Origin of the sequence: Pseudomonas sp. VS40, assembly GCF_018587885.1 — a bacterium.
Taxonomy (GTDB): Bacteria; Pseudomonadota; Gammaproteobacteria; order Pseudomonadales; family Pseudomonadaceae; genus Aquipseudomonas; species Aquipseudomonas pergaminensis.
Map to the genome: position 1 here is coordinate 48,645 of NZ_JAGYWD010000015.1, position 11,316 is coordinate 59,960.

Genomic DNA, 11,316 nt, shown 5'->3' on the forward strand with positions numbered 1-11,316 from the left:
CCATGCCTGCTCCTACCGCGCCGACTCCACCGAGCGACTTGGCCGTTCGCACCAGCCCCCTGGCGGCCTGGGTGCTGGTGCCCTTTTTGGCGGCGGGGCTGTTGTCCTGCGCTTGGCTGATGGTGAAGGGGCCGATCAGTTATGTGCCGGCCAAGGTCGACAGCGACATGTTGCTCCATGGCGACCTGACCCACCGTTTTGCCAAGGAACTGGCCAAGGCGCCGATGGCGATCCAGGCCGCCAACCTGGAGCGCGGCGGCAGCTGGCTGGTGTTCGGCGACACAGGGCCACGCGTGCGTCCGGGTTGCCCCGGCTGGCTGTTTATCAGCGATGAGCTGCGCATCAACCGCCATGCCGAGGGCAGTGCCCAGACCAAGGCCCAGGCGGTGATTGACCTGCAAAAACAACTGAGTCACAAAGGCATCGACCTGCAAGTGGTGGTGGTGCCGGACAAGAGCCGCATCGCCGCCGCCCAGCGCTGTGGCCTGTACCGCCCAGCCGTGCTCGATAGTCGAATCCGCGATTGGACCGCCGCGTTGCAAGCGGCTGGTGTTTCCGCTCTGGACCTCACGGATACACTCAAGCCCTTGGGCGCCGAAGCCTATCTGCGCACGGACACCCACTGGAGCGAAACCGGCGCTAACGCCGGTGCCCAGGCCCTGGCGCAGCGTATCCAGCAACGCGGTATCAAGGCCACGCCCGAGCAAAGCTTCGACATCACCCAGGCGCCGCTCGCCGTGCGCCCAGGTGACCTGGTGCGGCTGGCCGGTCTCGATTGGTTGCCGCCCAAGCTGCAGCCGCCCGTCGAGTCGGTCGCGGCCAGCACGGCCCATGAAACCGCAGGCGCCACCAGCAATGCCGACGACCTGTTTGGCGACGCGGGCCTGCCCAATGTGGCGCTGATCGGCACCTCGTTCTCGCGTAATTCCAATTTCGTCGGTTTCCTGCAAAAGGCCCTGAATGCGCCTGTGGGTAATTTCAGCAAAGACGGGGGGGAATTCTCGGGCGCGGCCAAGGCTTACTTTGAAAGTCCGGCCTTCAAGCAAACACCACCAAAATTACTGATTTGGGAAATTCCAGAGCGAGATCTGCAAACGCCCTACGATTCGATCAGCATTGGTCAGTAATTTGACGATCTGCCGTTTGTCTAAAAAATAGACAACCACATCATCAAAATAATGACACTTTTATGCGCTTGAAGCAGACTGCCTGCACTAGGGCGACCACAAAAAGACCTGCGGTAAGCAGTCGTATCAGCTGACCTTCTCACGTCTTTGAGCTTCGCCGTGATGAGGAATTCGCTATGAGCTTTACCGATGGCCTTCTCGTGCTGCTTGGCAAGGATGTCAGCCGTGACGTCCAGGGATTGAATGCGCGCTTGCATTTTTTTGGCAGCATCCCTGTGGATGACGGCACCCCGTTCCCCCCGCAAACACCCAGTGCAAGTGCGCAGTCCCAGCCGGTGGATAAGGCGTTGCGGCGTCCGTGTGTGGTGGCGTTGGTGTCGGTTAATGGTGGAGTGGGGCGCAGTACCCTGGCCACGGCGTTGAGCAGCGGCCTGCAGCGCCTGGGCGAGTCGGTGGTCGCCATCGACCTGGACCCACAGAACGCCCTGCGGATGCACTTCGGAGTCAGCCCGAGTTCGCCGGGTATCGGCCCGACCAGCCTGCGCAATGCGCATTGGGACACGCTCCAACAACCCGGCTTTGTCGGCAGTCGCGTGATTACCTTTGGCGACACCGACCTGCGCCAGCAGGATGACCTGCAACGCTGGCTCAAGCATGAGCCGGACTGGCTGGCGCAACGCCTGGCCGCCTTGGACCTGAGCGCCCGTCATACCGTGATCATCGACACCCCTGCCGGTAACAACGTCTATTTCCATCAAGCCTTGAGCGTGGCCGATGTGGTGTTGGTGATCGCCCAGGCCGATGCCGCCTCCCTGGGCACCCTGGACCAGCTCGACGGGCTGCTGGCGCCGCACCTTGAGCGCGAGCATCCACCCCACGTTCATTTTGTGCTCAACCAACTGGATGAAGACAATGCCTTCAGCCTGGATATGGTCGAGGCGTTCAAGCAGCGCCTGGGCGCTAAAGAACCACTGGAAGTGCACCGCGACATGGCGATCAGCGAGGCATTGGCGTTTGGCGCCGACCCCTTGGACAGCCAGGAATTGACCTTGGCCGGGGACGATATCAATGAGCTTTGCCGCCTGTTGATCGCACGCAAAAAACACCTATAAATCGCGCTTTATACGGTTAACGCCAGATGCTTATGCACAATCGGTTGGATGTCGGTGTCATCAAACAGCCCTTTTGTGGAGGCGTTCTCATCACACCGCAACTGCCTGTTTTACGTGCGTTTTATTTTGTGAACAAAAAATGACCAGCCTGGCTTTTGCCCTGTAGCGTAGATGGCTACAGGCTCCGTAAAGAATCCATCAACAGAGTTATCCACAGGCTGCACGGCGACAATTTTGCCCCTTAATCGCGCTCGGCAAGCACCATCAGGTTGCGCGGCGTCAATGCGGGTTCGCAGAAGGTGCCTACGTCGACCTTGTAGCCGTTTTCGCCAAGAAATAGCGCCCGATCCAGCACCAGCCATACCTCCAGCGGGCGCCGAAACAGACCACGCAGCAATTCCAGGTTCCTGACCTCGGCCAGGCGATGCCAGCCGTGTGCTTCCAGGGCCGCCCAATCCTGTTCACCTGTGGATAAGCCTTTGAGGCTTGCCAGCTCCCGGCAGTAGTCCGCAAAGGGTTTGTCGAGCCAACCGGCCGGCAGGGAGGGTGTTGGCAGGTACTCGTCCAGACCGCGCAGTTCACGTTGCAGCTGATCGAAACCCAGGCGCCGCGCCATGGACATGTCCCGCTGCCAGCGCACGCGTTTGCCGGCGGTGACGGTTTCGCTCAGCGGCAGGCCGAGGTCATCCAGCGACAGTTGCAGGTGTGAGGCACGGCCTGCGTGGGACAGTGGGTGGTAGATGTCGGCATGGATGCGGTTGTAGCAGCAGGGCGCCAGGGCCAGTTGTTTGCAGCCGGCCGCACTGGCCAGTCGCAGCAGGCGCACATGCAGGTCGCCGCAGGCGTGCAGGGCGACGGGCGTGTGTTCAGGGCCAATCTCAACGTCCGTCATGACGTCTTGCAGGCGATGGGTAACGGCCAAACGGTGGTGGTCGCTCAAGGTCTGGCCTGCAGCGATCAACGCCGGGTCATACTCCAGGCACGTCAGGGCCTGATCGTCTTGTAGCAGGCGGCGACCCAGGTGGCCCTTGCCCGCGCACCAGTCCAGCCAATGCGTGGGCGTCTGCGCAAACTGCAGCGCAGCGCCAAAGGCTTCTATCTGTTCCCATTTGCGACCCGGCACATCGACGTTCAGGCGATGGCGAGCGGTAGGCAGCGGATCCGTCGGTAACTTATCCACAGCACTGAGCTGACGAGCCTGCGCAGCGAGCTGCGGAAAAGGTGCCGGTGCCGGCAGGTCGTGGGGATGGTTGTGACTGGCTTCGGCATCGTCCAACGAGCGTTGGCGCAGCCAGTGGGCGAGTGCGGGGTGCTGGGTTTCCCAAGGCAAGTGCAGATGAGTAAAGGGCTGTGGTTTCCACAGCCCTTGGTGCTCGATCAGAAACGCATCCAGCGCCTGGAAGCGTGCTTCAACGTCCTTGGCAGGCATCGACGCGTAGCCAGCGTTCCAGCAGTTTGAAGCCGCGTACCAGCAGGTACGCCATTAACAGGTAGAACAGGCCGGCGGCGAAGAAGATCTCCACCGGCAAATAGGTACGGGCAATGATGGTCCGCGCCATGCCGGTCAATTCCAGCAGGGTGACGGTACTGGCCAGGGCGCTGGCCTTGAGCATCAGGATCACTTCGTTGCTGTACGCCGGCAGGCCGATGCGCGAGGCGCGCGGCAGGATGATGTAGAACAGCGTCTTGGGCTTGGACATGCCCAGTGCGCGCGCCGCCTCAATCTCGCCCGGCGGAATGGCCTGGATCGCGCCGCGCAGGATCTCGGCGATGTAGGCGGCGGTGTGCAGCGTCATGGTGGCAGTGGCGCACCAGAACGGATCGCGCAAGTAGGGCCACATGAAACTCCCGCGCACCGAGTCGAACTGCGCCAGGCCGTAATAGACCAGGAACAACTGCACCAGCAGGGGCGTGCCACGAAAGAAGAAAATGTAGGCATAAGGCACAGCGCTGATATACCAGCGCCGTGAAGAGCGGGCGATACCCAGCGGGATTGCCAGCAGCAGGCCGGCGATCACTGCAATGGCTACCAGCTCCAGGGTCAGAGTGGCGCCCTGCGCCAATTTGGGTAGCCACTTGATGATCACGGCCCAGTTCAGGCCCAGATCGAAATGCGCCAGCCAGCTGTAGTCGCCGCTCATTGGGTGCTCCTCGCAAAGCCGCGGGCGGCGCGTTTTTCCAGGAAGTGCATGCCGGTCATGGCCAGTACGGTCAGGCCCAGGTACATGAAGGCGGCGACCATGAAGAAGGTGAAAGGCTGCTTGGTGACGGTCACGCCGATCTGCGCATGGCGCATGATTTCTTCCAGGCCGATCACCGATACCAGCGCGGTGTCTTTCATCAGGATCATGAACAGGTTGCCCAGGCCCGGCAGGGCGATGCGCCACATCTGCGGCATGATCAGCCGGGTGAAGATCCGGAACTTCGACAGCCCCAAGGCTACACCCGCTTCACGGTGGCCCTTGGGAATGGCGAGGATCGCGCCACGGAACACTTCGGTCGCGTAGGCGCCAAAGCACAGGCCCAGGGCGATCACCCCGGCGGCAAAGGCGCTGAGGGAAAGGTCGGGGTCGCCGAAGAACTCACCGAGGGCACGCATCAGGTTGACCGTGCCGAAATAAATCAGCAGCACCCACAGCAATTCGGGGATGCCACGCACAATGGTCGAATAGGCACCGCCTAGCCATTGCAGCGGCTTGTACGGCGAAGTCTTGGCCAGGGCACCGGCCAGGCCGAGCACCAGCCCCAGGCACAGGGCCGTGAGCGCCAGTTTGACGGTCATCAGCGCGCCAGCGGCAAGCGCCGGGCCGAATCCGTAGAGATCGAAATTCATGGTGTTTTCATATCGCGGCAGGCATTGCAAAAAGCCGACGCGCTCAACTGAGCGCGCCGGGCATACCGTTCAGATCATTCGATGCTGAAAGGGAAGTACTTGTCGTTGATCTTCTTGTAGGTGCCGTCTGCCTTGATCTCTGCCAGGGCTTTGTTCAGGCGCTCGCGCAGTGGGTCGCCCTTGCGTACGGCGATACCGATCTTGTCGCTCTCTACAACCGGATCGCCCTTGAACTCGTAGGCGGAACCGTCTTTGCTCTTGAGCCATTCGTACTGCACGTACTTGTCGGCGAGGATGCCGTCCAAGCGACCGGACGTCAGGTCGAGGTAGGCGTTTTCCTGGGTGTCGTACAGCTTGGCTTCGGTATCCGGCAGCTTGTCTTCCAGGTAAGTACCGGCCAACGTCGCGCGTTGTGCACCGATGACTTTGCCTTTGAGGTAAGCGGCGTCGGTCTTGAAGTCGGCGGTGGCTTTAGGCGCGATGAATTGCAGCTTGTTGGAGTAGTACGGGTCAGTGAAGTCGACGGCCTGCTTGCGCTCGTCGGTGATCGACAGCGAGGACACCAGGAAGTCGAACTTCTTGGCGTTCAGAGCCGGGATGATGCCGTCCCAGTCGGACACATACACTTCGCACTTTTCGACCTTCATCTTGGCGCACAGGGCGTCGCCGATGTCTTTGTCGAAGCCCACGACATTGCCGCTGGCGTCTTTATTGTTGAACGGCGGGTAAGCCGCTTCGATCCCCATTTTCAAGGTTTCTGCCATGGCCGTGGCGCTGAACGCCATCGAGACGGCCGCGGCCAGAAGGAATTTTTTATAGTTCTGCATGCATGTTGCTCCGTTAGCGGTTGCTGGACATGAATTGTTTGCAGCGCGCCGAAAGCGGGTTTTCAAACACCTGCTGTGGCGATCCTTGCTCTTCGACCAGGCCCTGGTGCAGGAACACCACCTCACTGGACACCTGACGGGCGAAGCCCATTTCATGGGTGACCAGCAGCATGGTGCGGCCTTCTTCGGCCAGCGCGCGGATCACATTAAGTACTTCCTGAACCATTTCCGGGTCAAGGGCCGAAGTCGGCTCGTCGAACAGGATGACTTTAGGCTGCATCGCCAGGGTGCGCGCGATGGCCGCCCGTTGTTGCTGGCCGCCGGACAATTGCGCGGGGTAGGCGTGGCGCTTGTCGGCGATGCCGACCTTGTCCAGCAGGGCTTCGGCGACTTCGATGGCCTCGGCCTTGCTCTGGCCGAGCACACGGCAAGGAGCCTCGATGATGTTGTCGAGGATGCTCATGTGCGGCCACAGGTTAAAGTTTTGAAACACAAAACCGATTTCGCTGCGCAGGCGGTTGATCTGCTTGCCGTCGGCGGCCATCAGCTCGCCATTTTTCGCAGCCTTGAGCTTGAGTTCTTCGCCGGCCACCAGGATCTGGCCCTGGTGCGGGTTTTCCAGCAGGTTGATGCAGCGCAGGAAGGTGGACTTGCCGGAACCGGAGGAACCCAGGATCGAGATCACATCGCCGTCGCGAGCGGTCAGCGAGATACCTTTGAGTACCTCAAGCTCACCATAGCGTTTATGCAAGTTGCGGATTTCAAGCGCGGGCGCGGCCTCGGCCATGTGGGGTCCTCATTGTGTTCGTTGCGATCGTCGCTGTTGGGCCGCCTTCCTGGCGAGGCGCCAAGCTAGCATAGCGTCTTGACGGCAGCCAACAGCGTGGCGGGCGGTAATCAGGTGGTGTGCGGCAGGGTGTCGCATCGGCACAGCAGCGTGTCGCGCCATCAACAACCGAACAGCCGTTTGAACCCGAAATACCACAGGCTTCGCGTAAAAAAGGGCGCGATGGTGCCAGCTTTGGCCGGGTGTTGGAAGGGTTAACCGGGCAAACGGTGCATATCAGCCCTTTTGTGGGGCGTCACGTACTTTTTGTGTGTGTTTATGGTGCGTTTGTTCGTCGTATATGTGGGTCGCACGGTAACGCTATAGCGGAATGCCATTGTTCTCAATGACTTGCGACGGTTGTTGAATCGTCCTACAGCCCGCGTCAATCGCGGCTCTGTAACATTTTGGCGCAAATCTTGCGTAAAAAATAAAGAACGCCCTGTTGGTTTCTTTTCACGAGAAAGATCCCGGGCCGGGCCGACCGTTTTCGCAATTCCTCGCAAAGGTGTGTCAATGAGTAGTACGCAAAGCTCCAATGACCTCGAACAGGGGCTCAAACCGCGTCACGTCACCATGCTGTCGATTGCCGGCGTCATCGGTGCCGGTCTGTTTGTCGGCTCCGGCCACGCGATTGCTGCCGCCGGCCCGGCTGTACTGCTGGCGTACGCCGCGGCGGGTACGCTGGTGGTATTGGTGATGCGCATGCTGGCCGAAATGGCCGTGGCGTCGCCGGACACCGGTTCGTTCTCTACTTATGCCGACCGCGCCATCGGTCACTGGGCCGGGTTTACCATCGGCTGGTTGTACTGGTGGTTCTGGGTGCTGGTGATTCCGCTGGAGGCCAACGCCGCCGCGACCATCCTGCACGCCTGGTTCCCGGATGTGGCCATCTGGGCCTTCACCCTGATCATCACCTTGCTGCTGACAGCAACCAACCTGTTCAGCGTGAAGAACTACGGCGAATTCGAGTTCTGGTTTGCGTTGATCAAGGTCGTGGCGATCGTGGGCTTTGTGATCCTGGGCCTGGCCGCGATTTTTGGCTTCCTGCCGACCAGTCAGGTCAGCGGTGTTTCCCATCTGTTCGACACCCAAGGCTTTATGCCAAACGGCATGGGTGCAGTCCTTGCGGCGATCCTGACTACCATGTTCTCGTTCATGGGCACCGAGATCGTCACCATTGCCGCCGCTGAATCGAAGAACCCTGGCCAGCAAATCACCAAGGCCACCAACTCGGTGATCTGGCGGATTGGTTTGTTCTACCTGCTGTCGATCTTCATCGTGGTGTCCCTGGTGCCGTGGAATGACCCGACCCTGGCGGCCGTGGGTTCCTACCAGACTGTGCTTGAGCGTATGGGCATCCCGAACGCCAAGCTGATCGTCGACCTGGTGGTACTGGTCGCCGTGACCAGTTGCTTGAACTCGGCGCTGTATACCGCTTCGCGCATGCTGTTCTCCCTGGGCCGTCGCGGTGACGCACCGGCCGTGGCCAAGCGCACCAACAAGAGCGGCACGCCTTACTGGGCTGTATTGTTGTCCACCGGCGCAGCGTTCCTGGCGGTGTTCGCCAACTACGTGGCCCCGGCTGCGGTATTTGAATTCCTGCTGGCCAGCTCCGGCGCCATCGCGTTGCTGGTGTACCTGGTGATCGCCGTGTCGCAACTGCGCATGCGCCAGAAACGCACGGCGGCGGGCGAGAAGATTGTCTTCAAGATGTGGCTGTTCCCAGGCCTGACCTACGCGGTGATGGTGTTCATCGTCGGTACGCTGACCATCATGCTGTTCCAGGAAGCGCACCGGGTCGAGATCATCGCGACCGGTGTGCTGAGCGTGCTGGTGGTGGCGGCGGGGTTGTTTGTGTCCAGCCGGCGCAAGGCGCAGAGAGCGGGTGCAGCCGTACTGAACTGACGGCGTGCGGTAAAAAATGTGGGAGCGGGCTTGCTCGCGAAAGCGGTGTATCAGTGGATGAATCTGTTAACTGACTCCGCATTCGCGAGCAAGCCCGCTCCCACATTTGGTTCTGCGTCAGTCTTGCGAACTGGTCAGCGCTTGGGAGGCCGCAACGTAATCCGCCTGGAATTGCGGCGACTCGATCCACGCCAGTGCGGCGGCTTCATCGTCGGTGTCCGTGGCCCACTGCCGGTACTCGATCAATGCCGCAAGAATGAAGTCGGTGGCTTCCTCTTCGCCTTCCTGCTCCAGCACCAGTGCCAGCAAGGGATGGGCCAGGAATACGGCGCACAGCGCCTGCTGGCTGGTCTCGCCTGCGGTGCGCATCTCTACAAACAGCTCAGTCAAATCCACTGACTCCAGGTCGATGCGGCTGTCGTCACCCGCAAACGCATCCGGCTTGGTCGCGACGGCGCGCTGGGTACGGTTTTGCTTGGCCTTGGCCTTTGCCCGGTGGGCGCGTTTTTGCTGCTTGTTCGGCGAGGCCATGGGCTCAACGTCCTAGGGTTCTGGGTCTGAGTGGAGTATTGAAGCGCAGGTTGGGGGAAATCCCAAGGGTATCTGCAGTTGATGGGTCGTTTTGCAGCCACGCCAACGCAATCGGCCACAGCCGGTCCTGATACTCGCTGCGAAAAAATGCGAAATGTCCGACTTCCTTTTCGCCTATGTCTTCAGGCGCGATGCGCAGGTGAGTGCACTCACTGCTGTCGAAGTAACCCAGTAGCCGTTCAACGGCAGCTACGGTTCCGAAGGGATCATCGGTGATGCTGATCGCCAGTATCTGCGCCTTCACGCGGCTGAATGGCAGTTCGCCCAGGTCTCGCCCGCTGGGTCGCGTTTCATACCTGGGCGACGGCGTGCTCCAGTCTCGTACCACGCCCGCGGGTGTGTCTTCCAGCCAGCCCAGGCGCTTGCCGGGGAAGTGCCCGCACAGCGCTGTCACCAGCGGCATCGCTACATGCCACTTGGCGAACATCCGCCAACGCACGCTCGCCGCATAGTCGCGCCAGTACGCAAACTGAGCGCCCACGGTCACCATCCGCCGGATCACCGCACCCGACGCCCCGAGCCCGGCCGCGCAGCCACCGAAGCTGTGGCCAACGACATCAATCGGCTGTCCTGGAAATTCCCGCTGTGCTCGCTGCAACATCGCCTCGAAATCCAATACACCCCAGTCCGACCACGAGGCTTTGAAGCCGCGCAGCGAGCCATTGCGGGATTCGCCGATGCCACGGTAGTCGTAGGTGATGACGTCGAAGCCGTTGGCGAACAGGTAATCGGCGAAGCGGGAGTAGTGACGGCAGCGCACGGAGGTGGCGGCATTGATGATGACGACCGGACGTTCAAGGTCGGTGCGCGGGTGGCGCCAGGTAAAGCCGCCCAGCATGTAGCCGTCGGCGGCAGGCTCGTGGAAAGCGTCCAGGGTGGGGGGGATTGGAAGGTTCATAGGGCTACTGGGTCCTTGCGCCTCAGGTGAGGGAGTGCAGGCTCACGCGTTTTTTATAAGACGTCGAACTTAACAAATTTCGCGTATCGTGATTGCGCAGATTGTCAGGGTGCTCGACCTTGCCGCCCTGGGTGCTTAGTCTGTCGGCCTTATGATCCATCCGAGCCAGCCTTATGACGCGCGACGCCCTCGAACACAACCAGATCCCGGTCTATTTCGCCGCCGTTCTGCTGGCCGTCGTCTTCGGCCTGCTCGCGCCCTCATTCGCCCACGGCCTCAGCGCGTTGGTCACCCCCGCTATCGCGGTGCTGATGTACGCGATGTTCCTGCAAATCCCCTTCCTGGACCTGCGCCAAGGCTTGTGCAACAAGCGTTTCTTGTCGGCATTGTTGCTGGCCAATTTCATCCTCGTTCCCTTACTGGTGTGGGCGTTGACCCAAAGCCTGGTGGGTCGCCCGGTCCTGTTGGTGGGGGCGTTGCTGGTATTGCTGACGCCGTGCATCGACTACGTGGTGGTGTTCACCCACATCGGCAAGGGCGATTCGCGGTTGATGCTGGCGGCGACGCCGGTGCTATTGCTGCTGCAGTTGGCGCTGTTGCCGTTCTATTTGAGCCTGATGCTCGGCGCGCAATCCGAGGTGGTCGTCCAGGCGCAGCTGTTTGTAGAGGCGTTCCTCTTGTTGATCGTGGTGCCGATGATTCTGGCGGTGGTCACGGTGTCGCTGGCACGGCGATCATCGATGGTCAGTGTCTGGAGCAGTGCCTGGGCGTGGTTGCCGGTGCCGGCGATGGCGCTGGTGTTGTTTGTGGTGATCGCCTCACACATCACGTCGGTGGTGCGGGATATGAGCCTGCTGTTGCCGGTGATCCCGGTGTATATCGGCTTTTTGTTGTTGGCGCCGCTGATGGGTGCGCTGGCGTCGCGGCTGTTGGCGCTCCCTGCCGCTACGGCGCGGGCGGTGACGTTCAGCGCTTCGACGCGTAACTCGTTGGTGGTGCTGCCCTTGGCGCTGGCGCTGCCCGAGGATGTGCGTGGCTTGGCGGCGACTGCGGTGATCCTGCAAACCTTGGTCGAGCTCGTTGGTGAGTTGATTTACGTTCGGTTGATCCCTAGGTGGGTGTGGCCCGCAGGTCGGTAAAAACGGCAATCTTCAGGTTTGTTCAGGCGCTATTCAGCAGGGCGGTCTGCACCAT

Annotated in this window: 11 protein-coding genes; 4 read left to right on the forward strand and 7 right to left on the reverse strand. The window is 60.9% G+C overall.

Annotated features, from left to right (window positions below):
* Positions 1–2 precede the first annotated feature (2 nt).
* Positions 3–1,127 carry an alginate O-acetyltransferase AlgX-related protein gene (locus KHP07_RS28610; protein ID WP_214498465.1) on the forward strand — a complete coding sequence of 375 codons (1,125 nt, stop codon included), beginning with the start codon at positions 3–5 and terminating at the stop codon, positions 1,125–1,127.
* A gap of 176 nt (positions 1,128–1,303) precedes the next feature.
* Positions 1,304–2,239 (forward strand): cellulose biosynthesis protein BcsQ, encoded by a 936-nt coding sequence (gene bcsQ / locus KHP07_RS28615; RefSeq protein ID WP_214498466.1) that lies wholly within the window; start codon positions 1,304–1,306, stop codon positions 2,237–2,239.
* Between the two features lie 241 nt (positions 2,240–2,480).
* On the opposite strand, the gene KHP07_RS28620 is transcribed toward bcsQ, so the two are convergent.
* The 5 genes from KHP07_RS28620 to KHP07_RS28640 form a co-directional block, all read right to left on the reverse strand.
* On the reverse strand, positions 2,481–3,668 hold the full coding sequence (locus tag KHP07_RS28620) for a methyltransferase (protein WP_214498467.1): 1,188 nt from the start codon (positions 3,666–3,668) through the stop codon (positions 2,481–2,483).
* Positions 3,649–4,338 (reverse strand): ABC transporter permease, encoded by a 690-nt coding sequence (locus tag KHP07_RS28625; protein WP_078050854.1) that lies wholly within the window; start codon positions 4,336–4,338, stop codon positions 3,649–3,651. Before KHP07_RS28625 ends, KHP07_RS28620 begins: the two co-directional genes overlap by 20 nt.
* A 38-nt stretch (positions 4,339–4,376) precedes the next feature.
* A complete protein-coding gene (locus KHP07_RS28630) occupies positions 4,377–5,072 on the reverse strand; it encodes an ABC transporter permease (protein WP_078046443.1) in 696 nt (231 codons plus the stop codon).
* Between the two features lie 74 nt (positions 5,073–5,146).
* Positions 5,147–5,899: an ABC transporter substrate-binding protein gene (locus tag KHP07_RS28635; RefSeq protein ID WP_003187758.1), complete on the reverse strand. Its 753-nt coding sequence runs from the start codon at positions 5,897–5,899 to the stop codon at positions 5,147–5,149.
* Positions 5,900–5,912: 13 nt separating this feature from the next.
* On the reverse strand, positions 5,913–6,686 hold the full coding sequence (locus tag KHP07_RS28640; protein WP_214498468.1) for an ABC transporter ATP-binding protein: 774 nt from the start codon (positions 6,684–6,686) through the stop codon (positions 5,913–5,915).
* 555 nt (positions 6,687–7,241) lie between these two features.
* Between KHP07_RS28640 and gabP the strand changes: the two genes are divergently transcribed.
* On the forward strand, positions 7,242–8,633 hold the full coding sequence (gene gabP / locus KHP07_RS28645; protein WP_078046445.1) for a GABA permease: 1,392 nt from the start codon (positions 7,242–7,244) through the stop codon (positions 8,631–8,633).
* Between the two features lie 117 nt (positions 8,634–8,750).
* On the opposite strand, the gene KHP07_RS28650 is transcribed toward gabP, so the two are convergent.
* A complete protein-coding gene (locus KHP07_RS28650) occupies positions 8,751–9,164 on the reverse strand; it encodes a hypothetical protein (RefSeq protein WP_099491338.1) in 414 nt (137 codons plus the stop codon).
* A gap of 4 nt (positions 9,165–9,168) precedes the next feature.
* Positions 9,169–10,122 carry an alpha/beta hydrolase family protein gene (locus KHP07_RS28655; protein WP_214498469.1) on the reverse strand — a complete coding sequence of 318 codons (954 nt, stop codon included), beginning with the start codon at positions 10,120–10,122 and terminating at the stop codon, positions 9,169–9,171.
* 173 nt (positions 10,123–10,295) lie between these two features.
* Here KHP07_RS28655 and KHP07_RS28660 point away from each other — a divergent pair, with 173 nt between their 5' ends.
* Positions 10,296–11,261, forward strand: a complete 966-nt coding sequence (locus tag KHP07_RS28660; RefSeq protein WP_214498470.1) for an arsenic resistance protein — start codon at positions 10,296–10,298, stop codon at positions 11,259–11,261.
* Positions 11,262–11,316 lie beyond the last annotated feature (55 nt).